Origin of the sequence: Virgibacillus salarius (assembly GCF_039521925.1) — a bacterium.
GTDB lineage: Bacteria > Bacillota > Bacilli > Bacillales > Amphibacillaceae > Virgibacillus > Virgibacillus salarius.
Map to the genome: position 1 here is coordinate 1 of NZ_BAAACY010000006.1, position 19,159 is coordinate 19,159.

16 protein-coding genes and 2 pseudogenes are annotated in these 19,159 nt (G+C 36.7%); 14 read left to right on the forward strand and 4 right to left on the reverse strand.

Going from position 1 to position 19,159, the window contains the following annotated elements:
• The first annotated feature begins 305 nt into the window (after positions 1 to 305).
• Complete coding sequence (gene rocF / locus ABDZ84_RS00610) at positions 306 to 1,208, forward strand: arginase (protein ID WP_026679754.1); 903 nt, start codon at positions 306 to 308, stop codon at positions 1,206 to 1,208.
• Positions 1,209 to 1,346: 138 nt separating this feature from the next.
• On the opposite strand, the gene ABDZ84_RS00615 is transcribed toward rocF, so the two are convergent.
• Complete coding sequence (locus ABDZ84_RS00615; RefSeq protein ID WP_080668607.1) at positions 1,347 to 1,499, reverse strand: aspartyl-phosphate phosphatase Spo0E family protein; 153 nt, start codon at positions 1,497 to 1,499, stop codon at positions 1,347 to 1,349.
• 148 nt (positions 1,500 to 1,647) lie between these two features.
• Here ABDZ84_RS00615 and sigW point away from each other — a divergent pair, with 148 nt between their 5' ends.
• The 11 genes from sigW to ABDZ84_RS00670 all read left to right on the forward strand — a co-directional run bounded on the left by sigW (position 1,648) and on the right by ABDZ84_RS00670 (position 11,905).
• Positions 1,648 to 2,211, forward strand: a complete 564-nt coding sequence (sigW, locus tag ABDZ84_RS00620; protein ID WP_026679755.1) for an RNA polymerase sigma factor SigW — start codon at positions 1,648 to 1,650, stop codon at positions 2,209 to 2,211.
• A 6-nt stretch (positions 2,212 to 2,217) separates the two neighbouring features.
• Entirely contained in the window at positions 2,218 to 2,859 is a 642-nt protein-coding gene (locus ABDZ84_RS00625) for a zf-HC2 domain-containing protein (RefSeq protein ID WP_345739469.1), read from the forward strand.
• A gap of 190 nt (positions 2,860 to 3,049) precedes the next feature.
• Positions 3,050 to 3,871 (forward strand): diadenylate cyclase CdaA, encoded by an 822-nt coding sequence (gene cdaA / locus ABDZ84_RS00630; RefSeq protein WP_026679757.1) that lies wholly within the window; start codon positions 3,050 to 3,052, stop codon positions 3,869 to 3,871.
• The gene (locus tag ABDZ84_RS00635; RefSeq protein ID WP_343779325.1) at positions 3,864 to 5,102 is read left to right on the forward strand and encodes a CdaR family protein; all 1,239 of its coding nucleotides are present in this window, start codon (positions 3,864 to 3,866) and stop codon (positions 5,100 to 5,102) included. Before cdaA ends, ABDZ84_RS00635 begins: the two co-directional genes overlap by 8 nt.
• Before the next feature lie 57 nt (positions 5,103 to 5,159).
• Complete coding sequence (gene glmM, locus ABDZ84_RS00640) at positions 5,160 to 6,506, forward strand: phosphoglucosamine mutase (RefSeq protein ID WP_026679759.1); 1,347 nt, start codon at positions 5,160 to 5,162, stop codon at positions 6,504 to 6,506.
• Between the two features lie 154 nt (positions 6,507 to 6,660).
• Positions 6,661 to 7,254 (forward strand): TetR/AcrR family transcriptional regulator, encoded by a 594-nt coding sequence (locus ABDZ84_RS00645; protein WP_026679760.1) that lies wholly within the window; start codon positions 6,661 to 6,663, stop codon positions 7,252 to 7,254.
• Positions 7,255 to 7,271: 17 nt separating this feature from the next.
• Positions 7,272 to 7,955: a YqeB family protein gene (locus tag ABDZ84_RS00650; protein ID WP_026679761.1), complete on the forward strand. Its 684-nt coding sequence runs from the start codon at positions 7,272 to 7,274 to the stop codon at positions 7,953 to 7,955.
• A gap of 123 nt (positions 7,956 to 8,078) precedes the next feature.
• Positions 8,079 to 8,768, forward strand: a complete 690-nt coding sequence (locus tag ABDZ84_RS00655) for a response regulator transcription factor (protein ID WP_026679762.1) — start codon at positions 8,079 to 8,081, stop codon at positions 8,766 to 8,768.
• Positions 8,768 to 10,141, forward strand: coding sequence for a sensor histidine kinase (locus ABDZ84_RS00660; RefSeq protein WP_281949654.1), 1,374 nt, complete (start codon positions 8,768 to 8,770; stop codon positions 10,139 to 10,141). Before ABDZ84_RS00655 ends, ABDZ84_RS00660 begins: the two co-directional genes overlap by 1 nt.
• Positions 10,142 to 10,208: 67 nt before the next feature.
• Entirely contained in the window at positions 10,209 to 11,246 is a 1,038-nt protein-coding gene (locus ABDZ84_RS00665) for an ABC transporter permease (RefSeq protein ID WP_343779330.1), read from the forward strand.
• On the forward strand, positions 11,246 to 11,905 hold the full coding sequence (locus tag ABDZ84_RS00670) for an ABC transporter ATP-binding protein (protein WP_026679765.1): 660 nt from the start codon (positions 11,246 to 11,248) through the stop codon (positions 11,903 to 11,905). Before ABDZ84_RS00665 ends, ABDZ84_RS00670 begins: the two co-directional genes overlap by 1 nt.
• 529 nt (positions 11,906 to 12,434) lie before the next feature.
• Here the strand turns inward: ABDZ84_RS00670 and ABDZ84_RS00675 are convergent.
• Both ABDZ84_RS00675 and ABDZ84_RS00680 read right to left on the reverse strand, forming a co-directional pair.
• A complete protein-coding gene (locus ABDZ84_RS00675) occupies positions 12,435 to 13,571 on the reverse strand; it encodes an FAD-dependent oxidoreductase (RefSeq protein ID WP_026679766.1) in 1,137 nt (378 codons plus the stop codon).
• Between the two features lie 318 nt (positions 13,572 to 13,889).
• Positions 13,890 to 14,076, reverse strand: a pseudogene (locus tag ABDZ84_RS00680) (recombinase family protein); the annotation flags it as partial.
• Positions 14,077 to 14,470: 394 nt separating this feature from the next.
• On the opposite strand from ABDZ84_RS00680, the pseudogene ABDZ84_RS00685 reads away from it, so the two are divergent.
• Positions 14,471 to 16,447 (forward strand): annotated as a pseudogene (locus ABDZ84_RS00685) (S9 family peptidase).
• Between the two features lie 526 nt (positions 16,448 to 16,973).
• Entirely contained in the window at positions 16,974 to 18,764 is a 1,791-nt protein-coding gene (locus ABDZ84_RS00690; RefSeq protein WP_343779333.1) for a S9 family peptidase, read from the forward strand.
• 141 nt (positions 18,765 to 18,905) lie between these two features.
• On the opposite strand, the gene ABDZ84_RS00695 is transcribed toward ABDZ84_RS00690, so the two are convergent.
• Positions 18,906 to 19,028 (reverse strand): hypothetical protein, encoded by a 123-nt coding sequence (locus ABDZ84_RS00695; RefSeq protein WP_256365765.1) that lies wholly within the window; start codon positions 19,026 to 19,028, stop codon positions 18,906 to 18,908.
• Positions 19,029 to 19,159 lie beyond the last annotated feature (131 nt).

A 19,159-nucleotide genomic window follows, 5' to 3' on the forward strand; every position in this document is an offset into this window, starting at 1 on the left:
AATAGCTACTAGAGGAAGCGTAAATCTGAGCATGTAGTGATAAGGACTGAGCGAATTTTGCTCCGTTTTTTTAGGTTTGCCCATTATGGCGTGGTGGGCTCCAATGGGGTGAAAGTCTCTCAGTACGACCTAGTAGTGATAAGTACATAGCCAAAAGCAAGGGTGTCCATGCTGCTGAAGATCCAGTACTAGATAAGGGTGTAGGAAATATGACGTTATATTTGAGTATGCATATATATACAATCTAATGTCGAGTTGAGTCATCTTGTTTTTTCTGTCTACAATAGAGTAAAGGGGGCGCTTACATGAAGAACAAAATATCAATTATTGGTGTACCAATGGATTTAGGTCAAAGCCGCCGTGGAGTGGATATGGGGCCTAGTGCTATGCGCTACGCAGGCGCTATTGAAAAATTAGAAGAATTAGATTATCAAATCCATGATCTCGGTGATATCCCGATTAATCGTCCGGATAAACCTACGACGGATAATAGTAGTAATTTAAAAAATTTAGCTCAAGTGGTTGAGGCAAATCAAAAGCTAGCAGAAATGGTAGATAAAGAAATAGAAAAGAGACATTTTCCTTTAATATTCGGCGGAGATCATAGTATTGCAATTGGTAGTTTAGCCGGGATATCCAAGCATTATGAAAATCTTGGTGTGATATGGTATGATGCACATGGTGATTTAAACTCTGGAGAAACTTCACCATCAGGTAATATCCATGGTATGCCGCTAGCTGTTAGTTTAGGAATTGGTCATGAAAAGCTAACAAATATTTTAGGGTTTGCGCCAAAGATTAAACCAGAGAATATTGTGATTATTGGTGCACGCTCACTCGATCCTGGCGAAAGAGAGTTGATTCGCGACAGGGGGATCAAGGTCTATACGATGCATGAACTAGATCGAATGGGAATGCCAAAGGTTATGGAAGAAACGATTTCTTATTTGAAAGAACGTACGGATGGAGTGCATTTAAGCTTGGACCTTGACGGGCTTGATCCATCAGAAGCTCCAGGAGTAGGAACACCAGTTATAGGTGGTATTACTTATAGAGAAAGTCATCTGGCAATGGAAATGCTTGAAGAATCAAAACTACTGACGTCTGCAGAGTTTGTCGAAGTCAATCCAATTTTGGATGAAAAAAATAAAACTGCTACTGTTGCTGTCGGATTAATGGGATCACTTTTTGGAGAAAAATTGAAATAATAAAATGAATAGCAGTGGTGAAATTTTCGATCAATAAAAAAGACATTAAATTTCAAACTGGAAATTTGATGTCTTTTTTTACCCTAATTTCTCTATTTTTATTGTGTTGTAACGTGATGTTTTGTGAATACATACATATTATTTACTGTTATGAAGATATTCATTAATGAGCTGGTCTAGCTTCATACTAGAAGAGATGACAGCTTCGGAAGTTAATGCATGTGAGTTACTCAGAGATATCATTTCTTCTCGACATTTTTCGATTTTTTCCAATAAAACATAATTACTCACAAAACTATCCTCCTATCTAGTATACTATAATAGGAGAGTAGCCAAATTTTTGCAATCATAAACATAGATAATTTTTCTGTTATTTTTTGAAACCTTTTCGAGGAGTTATTCGTAACATGAATACCGCATAGTTGGCGGAGGTACCAATATGGATGAAATGATAAGAGAGAGAATAAAACAAGTGAAAAAAGGAGATCAATCAGCTTTTGAGGATGTGGTCTCATTCTTTCAAAACAAGATTTATCAGCATTGCTATCGAATGCTTGGTAATGCACACGAGGCGGAAGATATAGCGCAGGAAGCTTTTATTCGTGCATATGTAAATATCCATTCGTTTGATGACCGCAGGAAGTTTTCAACATGGTTATATCGTATTGCTACAAACCTAACGATTGACCGTATTCGAAAACGGAAGCCGGATCATTACCTTGATGCAGAAGTAAAGGGGACAGAAGGATTAAATATGTACTCTCAATTGGCTGATAACGGCCGTCTGCCAGAGGAAGAGGTGGAAGGGTTAGAGCTGCAACGCTATATTCAACAGGAGATCATACAGCTTCCTCCGAAATATCGAAGTATCATTATGCTTCGATATATTGAAGAATTTTCCCTTCAGGAGATAAGTGAAATCCTAGACATCCCTTTAGGAACGGTAAAAACCCGAATCCACCGAGGAAGGGAAGCTTTACGGAAAAAGCTTCGTCACGTGTAAAGGAGTGTGACTCACTTGAAATGTAATAATGAAGCTGTAGAATTAATGCATAAATATTTAGACGGTGATATTACCAAAGAGCAAGAGCAAACACTTAGTCAGCATTTAGAGAGCTGTGATGCATGCCAAAGGCATTTTCATGAGTTAAAACGAACCATTACATTTATTCAAAGTGCAGAACAAATAAAAGCACCAGCGAATTTCACAGCTACTGTTATGGAAAAGCTTCCTACAGAAAAGAAACGAATAAAATATACAAGGTGGTTTAAGGCTCATCCAATGCTTACAGCAGCAGCCATCTTTTTCGTATTTATGCTAAGTGGAATGCTTTCCGTTTGGAATCAGGATAGTGAGCTAGTTGTTTCCAAACAGGAGGACTTGGTCATTAATGGGGATACAGTTATTGTGCCGCAGGATGTGACCGTAGATGGAGACTTACTAGTAAAAAATGGAAATCTCATTATAAATGGTACCATTGATGGAAATGTGACACTCATCAACGGTAAGCTGATAGAAGAACCAATTGAAGGTGAAGGACTGATGGCTTCAGTTGGAGAGGTAAACGGAGAATTAAAGCACGTTGATCAAGTTTTTGAATGGATATGGTACTCAATTAAACAACTGTTTCAAAGTGTTTTTGCATTATGAGGCTACAATAGATTAGTCTGAATATCGGCATTCCGATTTCAGGCTTTTTCTTATACCGTCAAAGTAGTTGATTACTTGCTTACTTTAGAGTGATATCATACATGTTACTGGTAAAATTATGTTATAATAATAACGTTATGGTCACAATGAAACTAGTGTTTAGAAATTTTTCGTAGAAGGATGTGTAATCATGCTTGATGGGGGATTCGACCTGATACAGCTCCTAAGGATAGGCGTAGATATTGCTCTCGTCTGGTATGTTATATATAAATTAATCATGCTAATCAGAGGAACGAAGGCAATCCAGCTTTTAAAAGGAATTGCTGTAGTATTGGCTGTATGGCTTATTAGTATTGTTTTAAATTTACAAACCGTTCAATATTTTACCAATCAGATAATTGAATGGGGACTTATTGTCATCATTATTCTGTTCCAGCCTGAACTGAGAAGAGCGCTAGAACAACTGGGTAGGGGTAATATATTTGGACGAAGCTCACGCTCAGAAGAAGAAATAATTGAACAAAATATTGAAGCGATTATTCAGTCTTGTAATTATATGGCAAAACGACGGATTGGTGCTCTCATCTCGATTGAACGCGAGACAGGCATTGGCGATTATGCGGAGACAGGTATCCCAATTGATGGCAAGCTGACACATCAGCTTCTTACAAATATATTCACTCCAAACACACCATTACATGATGGTGCGGTGATCTTAAAAGGAGATATTATCACTGCCGCAGCATGTTATCTACCATTATCGGAAAGTCCTTTTATTTCCAAAGAACTTGGTACTAGACACCGTGCTGCAATGGGAATTAGTGAAGTTACTGACGCTTTAACTATAGTTGTATCGGAGGAAACAGGTAATATTTCATGTACAAAAAATGGTGAGCTACATAGAGAGCTTGACCAAGAAGGTCTTCGTACATTATTACGAGAGAATTTGTCATTAAGCTTAAAAGCCCCTAGTAAAAAGTCAAAAAAGAGGAGGGGAAACAAAAATGGATAATTGGTTTAGAAGTAAATGGTTTGTCCGTGTCGTTTCCTTGGCCTTTGCGGTGTTGTTTTATGTCTTTGTGTCTGTAGAAGTACAAAATAGACCAAATAATGATGGCTTAACGTTTCCATCGGGGGACAGCTCTCAAGAATTACAGACTTTAGATGATGTGCCAGTAAATATTAAAATTGATAACGAAAAATATGTGGTTAGTGGTGTTCCTGAATACGTATCTGTTTCCATGGAAGGGTCTGCTGGCTTCCTCACTCCTACAATTAAAAATAGGAATTTCAACGTATATGTTGATTTACAAGGATTAAAAGCTGGAGAACATACCGTGGAATTACAACATGATATTTCTAGCGGATTAGATGTTTATATTGAACCAAAGCGGATTGATGTAACCATTGAAGAGAAAGCAACGAAAGAATTCAATGTCATGGTTGACTTCTTAAATGAAAGTCAAATTGCTGAAGGTTATGAGCTAGGTGATTACGAAGTTAATCCTAAAACCGTAACGATTACCAGTGCCAAAAGCGTAATTGATAAGATTGGTATTGTAAAAGCATATGTCGATTTATCTAATTTGGATAAGCCAATTAATAATCGGGAAGTACCTGTTAATGTTTATGATAATCAAGGTAGTGAATTAAACGTGAATGTTGAACCAGGGAATGTTATCATTTCTGCGGATATAGATAATCCGAGCAAGAAAGTACCACTAAGTTTAAAGACGAGTGGGAAGTTGCCGGAGGGCTATGCATTATCATCGATTTCTGCTAATGTAGAGGAAGTGGAAGTGTTTGCAAGCAATAGCTTGCTCCAAAATATTGACGAGATTACAACGGAAGACATCGATTTGTCGAAGATTGAACAATCAGGTACAATCGAGGCGAAGTTAGCCTTACCAGAGGGAGCAAGCGCACCTGGAGTAGAGAATATTAAAGTGGATGTAGAAATAGAACAAACGAAAACCATTAAAGCTTTACCAATTAATGTAGAATCTCTGGGAGATGGACAAGAAGTATCCTTTATCGATCCATCCAATGCAGAGTTAGACATCACAGTTACTGGAAATCAAGCAGACATTGCAAAGCTAAAAGCTGATGATTTCCAAGCATCAATAAATGTGGAAGGTCTGGACGTTGGGGAGCATGATGTCCCAATAACGATTGAAGGACCCGATGGAGTAACCGTTGAAGCTGAATTCGAACAAGCTACGATTGAAATAAGTGAATCTTAATATAGGATTGCTCTCGCTTGATAAACGGTGAAAAGGATATAAAGGAGAGAAACTCACATGGGAAATTATTTTGGAACAGATGGAGTACGCGGAGTAGCAAATAAGGATCTTACTCCAGAATTAGCCTTTAAGTTAGGGCGTATTGGTGGTTACGTATTAACAAAAGAAACGCAGCGACCTAAGATCATCATTGGTCGTGATACGCGGATATCTGGCCATATGCTTGAGGGAGCACTGGTAGCCGGATTACTTTCTATCGGTGCAGAAGTAATGAGACTAGGTGTTATTTCCACTCCAGGTGTTGCGTATTTAACCAAAGCAACTAGTTCACAAGCTGGTGTAATGATCTCAGCCTCTCACAATCCTGTTGAAGATAATGGAATTAAATTCTTTGGTCCAGACGGCTTTAAACTAACAGATGATCAAGAAAATGAAATTGAAGCGCTTATGGACGGAGAAGACGAGTTACCACGTCCGATTGGTGCCGATGTTGGGAGCGTCAACGACTATTTTGAAGGCGGTCAAAAGTATCTATCCTTCTTAAAAGATACGGTTGATAATGATTTTGGCGGATTAAAAATAGCTTTTGACTGTGCACACGGTGCTACATCAAGTTTGGCTACACATTTATTTGCTGATTTAGAAGCGGATATCTATTCTATCGGCTCATCTCCAGACGGATTGAATATTAATGATGGTGTTGGGTCTACACATCCGGAGAAGCTTCAAGCTTTTGTGAAAGAGAAAGATGCTGATATTGGTCTAGCATTTGATGGCGATGGTGACCGATTAATTGCTGTTGATGAAAAAGGAAATCTTGTAGATGGCGATCAAATCATGTTTATATGTGCTAAATATATGAATGAAAAAGGAGCCCTTCGTCATAATACGGTCGTTTCTACGGTAATGAGTAATATCGGTTTTTATAAAGCATTGGAAGAGAATGGCATGCGTAGTGATAAAACAGCAGTAGGGGATCGCTATGTGATGGAGGAAATGCGAAAAGGTGGATACAATCTTGGTGGTGAACAATCTGGACATATTATCTTTCTAGATTATAACACTACGGGAGATGGCATGCTGTCAGCGTTACAATTAGTAAATGTAATGACGGAAACTGGTAAGCCGCTGTCAGAGTTAGCAGAAGAAATGACCATTTATCCGCAAATACTTAAAAATGTAAGAGTCTCTGACAAGAAAGAAGCATTAAATCATCCAGAAATAAAGAAAGAGATTGCAGCAGTAGAAGAGGAACTTGGAGAACAAGGACGTGTCTTAGTAAGACCATCTGGTACCGAACCACTGGTGCGGGTAATGGTTGAATCACCAACGAAAGAAGAATGTGAGAAATATGTTAATCAAGTCGTAGCTGTAATTGAAAGACTGCTTGGAACAAATCATTAATTTTAAATAGTAACTACTAAAAGCCGCCGCTTAATGGGCGGCTTTTAGTATGTATGGATAGTAACTTTTCAATGTTCTTGACAACCATTTTTGTTCCTACTATAATTTGGTTGCTCAATCAAAAAAATGATCAATTGATCAGGAGTTGTGATATATGAATGATAGACAATCCTTTATTGCTGAAGCTAGAAGAGAACAAATTATAAAGGCAGCAATTGAAGTTCTTGAAGAGATTGGTTATGTAAGTGCCAGTTTATCTAAAATAGCTAAAAAAGCAAACATTAGTACTGGCCTTATTTCGTATCATTTCTCGGGAAAAGAAGATTTGATGAATAGTACGCTTGGTTATCTGATTCAGAACGAATTTTTATTCATTCGTAAAAGGGTAGAGCAAAATAGTAAAGCGGAGGAAAGATTAGCAGCTTATATAGATGCAAGTTTAGATTATCAGTTGAAGCATCTTTCAAATAATATTGCTCTAATAGAAATTGTTTTTCATGCACGCACAGATGAATATGTACCTTATTATCTGTTAGAGGAAGAAGAGGGAGATCCAATAACGATATTATTAAAGGATATCTTACAAATGGGACAGACGAATAATGATTTTGCTAAATTTTCCGTTAAAACAGTAGTAACTATTATACGAGGAGCTATTTCAGAGTTTATGCTATCCAATGATTCTAAACAAAGTACGGAACAATATGGAGAAGAATTAAAAAACATGGTATTTAAAATGGTGAAGTAGTGGAGGGAGGAAACAACATGCTAAATGAAGAGACAGTCTTAGGATTAAAGCGATTCGATAAGTTGTTTATCATTGTCATTTCTATTACCGTTGGTGGGCTGCTTGGCTGGTTTATTCCTGTCATCATTGATTGGGTACTAGAGCTGCCATTTGTACCGATGGAAGGTATTATTTCTATAATTGATTCATTAAATCATTTTTGGGTTTCGGTTGTTGCTACAATTGTAGGCGTTATTGCAGGTATCGCTTTTATAGTTTATGTCTTTCATGTAACGCTGAAGGTGAAGGTATCCGATAAACAGATTACTTTAATTCTTGGAGAGATGAGAAGGGATATTCATAAGCAGGCTATTTCTGCAATTTTTATGGAAAATAAAACCTTGATTATTCTTGGAGAAAATAGTAAAGAAATTTTCCGAGAAGACTTGGAGGTTAAAAAGGAAGAGGCAAAGGAAGCCTTTTTATATTATGGTTACCCTTGGAAGAACGAAGACCCTTTTATAAAGGATTATCAACGCTGGGAATTGGGTAATAATCAATATCCTTCCGATATTAATTCTATTCTATACGCTAGAGAACGAGCATTAAAGGAGGATAATGAGGAGGAAGCAAAGCAATTACGTGAAGATTTGGCCAAGCTAGGTGTAGTAATCCAAGATAAACAAAAAGCACAGTATATTCGTTTAATAAAACAGGGGTGAATAAATTCGTGCACCCCACAATGCATTCCAATTTTAGATAGAATCTACATGCTATTTAGCCCCACAATCTGTTCATCTTTCTATAATAGAGAAGAACAAAATGAAGACAGGAGGTAGTAAGCATTGATAACAATCTTAACCGTCGATGATGATGCACATATCCGTGAACTGCTTCGATTCTATTTACAAAAGGAAGGATATCAAATTATTGAGGCCGAAGATGGTCAAGCAGCATTGAAGCAATTAGCGAAGCGACAAGTTCATTTGGCAATTGTAGATATCATGATGCCGCAAATCGATGGATATCAGCTTTGTAAAGAAATTCGTACCGATTATGATATCCCTGTTCTGATGCTTACCGCAAAAGGTGAACTGACAGATAAGGAGAAAGCATATATGGCTGGTACAGATGATTATATTGTAAAGCCGTTTGAACCAAAGGAAGTTTTGTTTCGAATTAAAGCATTGCTCCGCAGGTTCCAAATGCAACATAATGAAAAAATACAACTTGGCAATACAGTGATTGATCGAAAAAGCTATGAGGTTCATACACAAGGGAAGACAATCATACTCCCATTAAAGGAATTTGAACTGTTGGCACAATTGGCGAGTTATCCGAATCGAATATTTTCTAGAGAACAGTTGATTGAATTGGTATGGGGATCAGATTATCCAGGTAATGACCGAACAGTAGATGTACATATTAAGCGACTTCGCGAGAGATTTACCTCAGTGCAGAACGACTTTTCCATTCAAACCATTCGAGGGCTTGGTTATAAATTAGAATTCATTCGCGATGCAGGTGTTCACTAATGCGGACACTTTATGTACGAATTATTGTTACAACGATGGCTATCATGATTACTAGCTCCATTATCGCATTTATTGCTAGTAACGTTTACTACCAGCATGTATTAAAACCAGAAAATGATAAAAAGGTTACTCATATGGCTAACAATATTGTTGATCTTTACAATGGTAGTGATCAATCGATTGGTCATTTTTTAAGGGATATGGCAGATTTAGGATACTCCTTTTATTTAATTGATAATGATGGCCAGAGCAAGACATTTGGCAAACCATTTGATACAACAGAATTGCAATCATCGGTTGTACAGGATGTCTTAAGCGGTAACATATACCACGGCATTGCAAATTATCCTTGGCAGCCCTTTGTAACCGGATTTTTTGATCATGCACTTTCAAATACCATTGGCTTGCCGATAAATGCTAATGACGATAGCTTTGCCTTATTTGTTCGACCAAATTCCGTGCAGCAATTTGGTGAAATGCGTATCTTTTTTGCAGTTATTATTGGACTTGCCTTGTTTTTTAGCTTCTTGTTTGTGCTTTTTAGTACACGCTGGATTGTAAACCCAATTCAGTCATTAACAGTGGCTACGAAAAAAATTGCAGCAGGTAATTATCATATAAAATTAGCTGTTAACCGTAAGGATGAGATTGGACGCTTGGCAAGAAATTTTTCAACCATGAGTGAGAGTTTACAAAAAACAGAAGAAAAAAGACAGGAATTTGTTGCAAGCGTCTCCCATGAAATTCAATCTCCACTTACATCAATTCAAGGGTTTTCACAAGCCCTTCAGGAGGAGAACCTTTCCAACGAAGAACGCATTCATTATCTATCCATTATTGAAAAAGAGAGCAAACGATTATCTGTACTTAGCAGGCAACTGCTTACCTTATCTCAGCTGGATCAAGGCAATAATGAGCTGGAGCGTATTCCATTTGATCTATCGGAGCAGATGAAGGAAATATTATTTACACTTGAATGGCAGTGGCGCCAAAAAAATCTATCGATAGAATGGGATGCTAAGTCAACGGTTATTAACGGCGATCCTAAATTATTACATCAAGTATGGATGAATGTTATAACAAATGCCATTCGTTATACATTGAAAGAAGGAAAGATATCAATAACTGTAAAAAAAGGGAAAGCGAATGTTGAAGTTATTATTACGGACACAGGTATTGGAATTTCTCAAGAAGATATCCCTCAAATCTTTGATCGGTTTTATAAAGCTGATAAAGCTAGAACGCGAAAAGCAGGTGGAACAGGTCTGGGATTAGCCATTACAAAGAAAATTGTAGAATTACATGCTGGAACAATCATGGTTAAGAGTGAAGAAGGGCAAGGAACAGCGATTATTATAACGCTACCGCAATAGTAACGAATCGTTCATCTTCTGTTCATACAAAAGGTCTATATTAGAAGCAGAAGAGGAGGGAAGTGCAATGTTTCTTGCAATTCGAGAGTTACTATTTGCGAAAACTAGATATATATTAATTGGTCTCATTATGGTTTTAACGGCTAGTCTAATCTTTATTATTTCGGGGTTAGCTCAAGGTCTATCTGCTGATAATGCGTCCTCGATTCAAGAGTTGCAAGCGGATTTGTTAATCTTAACAAAGGATGCAGAGGGAAAACTTACAAAATCCTTTATTCCAATGGGCGAGGCGCAAGAGATTGTAGACAATCAAGGTGATGAGCATGCTAGTACTTTAGCCATTCGGATGATGAATGCCACCAGAAATAACAGTCAACAGCAACTAGATATTGCAATGTTTGCAACAGAACCTGATAGTATGCTGATGCCAAAAATAACGGAAGGAGTTTCTCCAACAAATCAAAAACAAGTAGTAGCCGACACTACATTAAAGCAGGAGGGTGTAAAGCTTGGCGATAAATTGACAATTGGGGAAGCCTCTTACATTGTGTCAGCTTTTACATCAGGTCAACGATACAGTCATACTCCCGTTGTGTTTATTCATAATCAAGGCTTAGATCAAGTGAATGCAATTGCTGTACAAGGCGACGCCCATGTAGAAGGGTCATTTGATGTAATGACAAAAGAAGATGCACTTCAGGGGATTCCTAGCTATTCGCAGGAACAGGCATCGCTAAATATGATGATCATTTTCTTATATGTCATTGCTGCATTTGTGCTGGCTGTGTTTTTCTATGTCATCACACTACAAAAAAGGGAACAGTTTGGGGTGTTAAAAGCATTAGGTGCTAATAACAGCTACTTGATTCAGGGGTTAATGGGGCAAGTAGTATTACTTGCCGTTGTATGTATCGCATTAGGAGCAGCGATTACGGTTGGAATAGGTGCGTTATTCCCTAGTGATATGCCATTTCACCTCGAATTAGTTACAATGCTTAAGCCAGCCATTATTATGATGATTGTCTCCTTTATTGGAGCACTGTTATCCCTTTATCAAGTAACGCGAATTGATCCAATTGAAGCAATTGAGGGGGCTGCTGCATAATGACACTTATTTTAGATCATGTTACGAAAACTTATACAGATGGTCCAAATCGCTTTAACGCTTTGGATGAAGTATCCTTAGAAGTAAAATCAGGTGAATTTATTGCGATAGTTGGTCCTTCTGGATCAGGAAAAAGTACGATGTTATCAATTGCCGGGGCACTACTTTCTCCAACAAGTGGGAACGTGCTGTTGGCTGGAGAGAATATTACTGGATTATCATCGAAAGAAATAACGAAAAGACGGCTTGAAAAGATTGGGTTTGTGTTTCAAGCTGCTCATTTAGTTCCATATCTCAAGGTAAAAGATCAGTTGAATATTATTCAAGTGCTTGCCAAGAAACGAGTTAAACATGGGAGTGATTTACTTACTCATTTTGGCTTGCAGCATCGGTTGAATAATTATCCCAATGAGCTGTCAGGAGGTCAGCGTCAGCGAGTAGCAATTGCTCGTGCACTAATGAACGATCCGCAAATAATTCTTGCTGATGAACCTACTGCAAGCCTTGACTCCAAGCGAGGTCAGGATGTTGTAAAACTTTTGGCAGGCGAAATTAAAGATCGAAACAAGGCCGGAATTATGGTAACGCATGATGAGCGCGTACTTAGCTATGCAGATCGAATTGTAACGATTCGCGACGGAAAAATAGTAAAGGATTAAATAGTAAGAACTGCTCAGCAATAAAAACAACCACTCATATAATAAAAGAACGACCACAGTTCCAGCTATGGTCGATAGATACCCATCCTTATGATAGGGATTGGCGTTATCTAATTTAGAAAGAAAAAATAGCCCATACCCCTTTGTGGAACAGGTGGCTATTTTTTTGCGTTAAGAATAGCTACAACAACTGAATTAGCGTTACGATCATGCGTTTTATCAATACTATAATGAGTAAGTGTTAATGTATTTAACGTTACTATCTACTCTACTTTTGTCCCGTATATAACTGGCAGTAATCCCCCCACTGATTGAAGTTTCACTTTACATCTAACTGTTCTTTTAAAGCAGTAATTGATTGGATGTTCAAGAAATGGTTGAAGAACTTACAAAGGTGATGGCATATTTGGCTTAGATAAAAAGAGATGAGTATATGTAGAAAAAGAACGTGAAGAAAGTAGTTTACTTCTCTTTTGGATTGGTATCAACTACAAATTCTCCACGCTTTAGTTGATTTTGCAATAGATCCTCAAATAATATTTACAAGATCCTTTTTTGCTTTCTCTTTAACATTTAATCCATTAATCATTTCCAGAACCTGTAACGCACATCCCCATGAAAAAGTGATTCCAGAGCCACCATGTCCATAGTTATGTATAATGGATGAGTTAGGTACTCTTTCTAAACGAACACTTTTTTCACGGAAAGGCCTTAAACCAGTACGCACAGGTTCATAGGAATCAATAATTGCTTTTTCAAGCGGAGGGAAGAACGATTTACAACGATTATACATCTCTTCAATTGGTTGATAATTTTCTAAATTAACTTCTAAATCCCATTTATTAAGTTCAGCTAAACCTCCTAAAAGTAACATGTTTTCCCCTCTAGGAAGGATAAAAATAAAGCCAGGATCTTCACTAATTCCATCATGAGAAATACAATAAGCTTCATCTAATTTAGAGAATTGTTGCCCATCATTCACAACTCTAACTAATGCACCACGTAACGGGGTCATGTCATCATCAGTCAATTCAATAGCACCTAAACCTGTACAGTTTACAATTACATCCACTTGGTATTCCGCTTTTAAATTTTCTTCTTGTTGTTCTAAATTTCCTACAATTTTTTTCATTATAATGTCACAATTTGATTTTTCAACCTTTTCTTGTAGCCACTTCATGTAGATATCCGTATCAATCATAGGAGCTAACAGCGTATATGCGTCTTTAATACCCATTTCTGGATTAACTCCTTTTTCTTCAATCAGTGATACACTATGGCGGAAACTACGAACATGTCTTTTTAATTCGTTCATTTTTTTTAAATCTTTAGAGTTATCCTTTATTAAATTTTTAAAAAAGAAAGTAACATCACGCATGTATACTCCACTTTCTTTGTTTTTAGATAAATCCGAGAATATATTATAAGAGAGTAATGACCATTCTTTTGATATCTTAATTGAAGCTTCATCTTGGTGGTTTCCACAAACAGCCGGAGGCCACTCCCACAATGCACCTGCGACTACGGAAGTAACTTCAGGAGCGAGCTTTTCTGTAACTATTTTGACTTGATGTCCTTCATTTTGTAAAATCAATGCTGTAGTTAGCCCTACTACCCCACCACCTATAACTAAAACTTTACTTTTTTCACTATGATTTATATTCACAACATCACTTCCTTATAATTTGTTTAACTATTAGAACAATTTGTCACAAAATTATATAACATAGCCCTTTCTAAAATATTGAAGTCTACCAATGGGTTTTCTGATAATAGTTCTGCATATTCTGATTTTTGTTGTTATTTTGATTCAAAACGATCGTCCACTACAGAATTGATGTATGAATCAAAATCTCCTTCTCTCAAAGAATTCAATGAGTCTTTTAGTGATTCTTCAGCCGACTTTAAAGAAGCGCTTACATAGTAAATAAATGCCATCAGTAAAGCTAACGCAGTGATAGAAACTAAAAACAATTTGCGTGATAACACTCATTTCTTCTAACCGTTGAATAATATTGAGGATATCCACCGTTCTAAACGGGAGATGCTCTCCACTACAACTGTATCGCCTTGCCTGATGACATTAAAAAGTTGATGAAGTCCTTTTCAATCTTTAATCGTACCTGTAAACTTCTTCTTAACTATTTTTTACAATCATATTGATTAAACATACCAATTTGCCGATCTAAGTTTTGATCAATAGTAGACACCCGAGCCGAGCATAATCAATTATCATTTGTAACCTTCAGTAAACCTATATATTTTTATTTTACTAGAAGGACTCTTATTGTAAAGGTATTTTTTGGTAATTAATAAATCTTAATAAAATCAAAGTTTAGTAGGATGAAAGAAAGCGTTACAAAAATACTGGTTTATGGTAATGGCATGTATTAACATGGAGATAAGTTCTAAATCAATCTGGCCAGATTGTTGTATAACATTTTCAAGTACAATACATAAATTAGGATATTAGTGAGATTAAATTCTGGTATTAGTCCTAACCTATGTGGTCAAACAATAGGTTTTACAATTTTGACAATAGTAACATTACGAGGTGGTTTATTAATGAAAAAGAATGAAAAAACATATCTAAGTATAGAAGAAATTATTTCATTACCAACCTTATCAGGTACAAACATAAGTGATAATGGCAAAAACGTAGCATTTGTCAAAAAGCCAGCTAACTGGAAAGACAATAAATATCGGAACCATGTATGGATATATGAAAAAGAAAAGGGGCAGTGTTACCCATTAACAACTGGTGAAATAGATAGTACATACCCATTATGGTCTCCAGATTCTAGGAATATTGCATACCTTTAGCCCAGTTGGTGATGGGGAGAATAAGACAAATCAAATCTTTGTTAAGTCGATAGATGGTTATGACGGGGTTCAAATTACTAATGAGAAAGAAGGAGTCAGTAAATTCCAATGGGAGCCTAATGGCAAGGGTTTTTATTATGTTGCGCAGTTAAAAGAATGCGAGGAGATAAGGAAACGTAAGGAACTGTATGGAGATTTCCGTCATGTAGGTAATGAATATCAGAATAATTGTTTATGTTACATTGAAATAGATAAAGTGATACAAAATGATAAATATGAACACAAAAATAGCGTTGTTTATCAACTAACTGATGGTAAGGATTTTCATATCCATGAATTTGATTTGATATTTCAGATGATGGGAAAAAGGTTGTATTTATAGCTACACCAAGCCCAAATATGGAAGAGTATCTGAATGGAGATCTATACATATTAGATATTAAAGCGGAAGAGCTACAAAAGATGCATATAGATAAGTTGTTGGGAGGGAGTGTTTGCTTTTCTCCTGAAGGCAACAAAATATGTTACGCAGCAAGCATAAGGGAGAAGGATTACTATAAGACCCATATACAAGATATTAATTTAGAAATATATGATATTAATAATGGAGAGCTCATTCAACCTTTTAGCAAATTTTGATAGTACGGTAGTTCCATTACGCTGGACAACTAAAGGAATTTTAATTAGATGGCAGAATAAAACTAATTATCTTATTGGGTTACTAGCTGAGGATGGCACTGTGGAAATGTTAAGCGAAAAAGTAGATAGTTTTATAATAGATGCTTCTATAACAAGGGATGAAAATCATATATCCTATAATAAGGCTATAACAAATGAAATCTTTGAAATCTATTTAGACGATACAAAAATAACGAATGAAAATAGCTTTTTCAAAGGAAGGCTTAAATGTAACAGGGAAATAATTTCATGGATAAATAGTGATGGTCTTGAAATAGAGGGAGTTTTATCAACCCCAGTAGAGTTTGACACAAATGAAAAGTATCCCTTATTAGTGGTAATCCATGGTGGTCCAGCTTGGGCATCCTCTCCAATATTTTCAGATTGTTTTAATGAGAAATATCCTATTGAACAGTTTATTGGAAAAGGCTTTATCGTTTTAGAACCAAACTACAGGGGAAGTTCTGGTTATGGTAATGAATTCTTGAAAGCTAACTATAGAAAGCTGGGAATTGTTAACTACGATGATGTCATATCTGGAGTAGATAATCTAGTTGACAAAGGGATTGCAGATAAAGATAGAGTAGGGGTTATGGGATGGAGCAACGGAGGATATATATCAGCCTTCTGTTCAACATTTAGTAGTAGATTTGTGGCTATTTCAGTTGGAGGTGGAATTACTAATTGGAGTACCCATTATGTAAATACAGATATACCTTACTTTATTAGTATGTATTTAGGAAATAATCCATGGAATGATCCAGGGATATATACGAAAACATCACCAATGACATATATTAAAACTGCCTGTACTCCCACTTTAATCCAACATGGCGAAAAGGATGTAAGAGTTCCAACTCCAAATGCATATGAGCTATATCAAGGGTTAAGGGATATGGAAGTTGATACAGAATTAATTATATTTAAAGGAATTATAGTTCAGACCAACCAGGAATTAATGTGGCTATTATGAAGCAGAATTTGATGTGGTTTTCACACTATATTCTTGGAGAAAGTATGAAAGATTTTAGGGTTCTATAATGGATATCCTCAAAGGATACATAAGGATGAATTTCTAATTTAAGTCGACTTTTAGTCTTTATTGTTTTCGTATCAATCACAGGATTTTTTATACAAATAGATAAGATTTGGAACTATTGATGCAGTTTCTATATTATATAGAAGCTATATCTTTCGGGCGAAATCCTTTGCATCGAATCAGATGCACGATGGCTAATTTCTTCGATTACAAAATCCTATGCAGTCGAATCGATGGGTTGCTGCATGAGTTTCTTGCTCCCTTCTTTAATATGATTTAAATTATATGTTACTTGGGCAACCCTCTATTCATCTTCACTTCTTGATATGTAGGATTAACATCTCACTGCTCCTTCTCCTTCTAAAGGCTGAGAAGATTCTACTTCTCCTGACTGTGTTACAACAAACTGCTACGTGCTACTATTGGTATAGTAATACTATCGACCCTCATACAGATACGTTATACTACATATAAGTATTAATTTTCTAATAACTTAGAATGTAGGTGAAAAAAGATAGGAGGAGAGTAATGTTAAATTTTCCAAAGCCAACGGTGGAGCAGTTTTTTCGTACCTATACGATCACAAATTTTACAGTTAGCGGTGATGAGAAGCGGTTAATATTTACCTCGAATTTAAATGGTAAGATGAATTTATGGGCAATGGATCTACCAGACACATTTCCTTATTTATTTGCCCATCATGATGAAGCTTGTAGCTTTATCAAGGTTGATCCGAACAATCGATTTGTACTAGCAGGATTTGATAAAGATGGTGATGAAAACCACCATATATATGCATTGCCTGCTGAGGGAGGTCTGCCACAACCTTTAGTAACAGGAGAGGCATCGGAAAAATATTTCTTTTCGCATTTAAGTGAAGATGGGGAGCGATTATACTATATGACGTCTGAAGATAATCCCTCTTTTTTGAATGCGAGAGTCCGAGATCTTCGAACAGATACGGATCAACTTATACATGAAGGGGAGGAATCGCTTACAGAGTTAGCCGCTGTTTCCAAGGATGAAGAAGCATACGTGTATTTATGTTCGTTCGCAAACACCTATGTAACAGGGTATGTAAAATCTGGAGAGAATAAAAATTACCTCACACCAAATCCTGATAAAGTCCATGTTGTATTTGATCCGATATTTACAGATAATCAAACCATCTATTTTTTAACAGATTATGAGAGTGAATATAGTTATCTTGCAAAATTTGATTTGGGTTCGAAACAGTTTTCAAAAGTTTTAACGATTGAGAACGAGAGTATACAACTTTTAAAATGGCATAAAGAGAATCAATGCTTTTATTTTATTACGGAAAAAGGCGTTACGGATGTGATGTATCGCTATGAAGTAGCAAGCGGTAAGCTCCATACGTTAAAGTCTCCAGTAGATGTAATTGATCAATGTCATGTTACAACATCTGGTTCCATCTTTTTATTAGGACGAAGCGCTACAGTGCCTAGTAATATTTTTCAATCCGTGGATGGTGAGGATTGGCAGCAACTTACGAATAATGGAGTACTTGGTGTAAAAAATGAAGATATGGTTGAACCGGAAATTGTAAACTATTCCTCCTATGATGGAATGGAAATAGAAGCCTTGCTGTTTAAAGCCCATCCAGAATATGATAACGGTCATACAATTTTCTGGCCACATGGTGGACCACAAGCTTCCGAACGAAAAATGTTTCGTTCAATGTTCCAATGCTTCTTAAATCGTGGTTATTCAATATTTGCTCCTAATTTCCGAGGCAGCACAGGATACGGAGCCTCTTTTGTGAAAATGGTGGAGCAGGATTGGGGTGAAGGACCACGATTGGATTGTGTAGCAGGAGTAGAGTGGCTATTTAACAACAAAATTAGCACTCGAGAGAAGCTCTTTTTAGTAGGAGGCAGCTATGGGGGATACATGGCGCTATTATTACATGGACGTCATTCTGAATATTTTAAAGCAGTTGTTGACATATTTGGTCCTTCTGATTTATTTACTTTTGTTAATTCAGTTCCTCCACATTGGAAGCCGCTTATGGAACGTTGGTTAGGTGATCCAATTAGGGATGAAGAACGATTTACTAAAGATTCTCCAGTGACTTATTTGGACGGAATGACGAAGCCCATGCTAGTCATTCAAGGAGCAAAGGATCCCCGCGTTGTAAAAGAAGAATCGGATCAAATTGTTGCCAAGCTTAAGAAACAAGGGCGTGATGTGGAATATTTAGTATTAGAGGACGAAGGGCATGGCTTCGCAAAAAAAGAAAATGAAATAAACGTATATAAGCGGATGCTTGATTTTCTAGATCAGCATCAATCCTAAGAAAACACAGCTTGTAGTGAGCTAGGAGACTCGCTACAAGCTTTTTTCGTAATCGAATAAAACTTACTCGCTTTTCACAGACATACACCCGACTCCAATCATCAAAAGCCATCGTATCGTTTTTTACGTTGAAGATCTGTATTATACATCCTCTTTATCCCGCATATAACTGGCAGTAAGCCCCCAACCAAGCAATAAAGTGAAGTCAATATGGAGAAGAGTGGGAACAACTGCCAGTAAATGTCCGATTGGTTCAACTATCAATCCGAAGCCCCGCGGATTGAAGTTTCACTTTATTCATAGTAGAAGAACATGGTGCATCCTTTATATCATCGTTGACCGATATGTCACGATGCGATATAGTCGAGTTGTGACATATCAAGTAGATAGTAGGT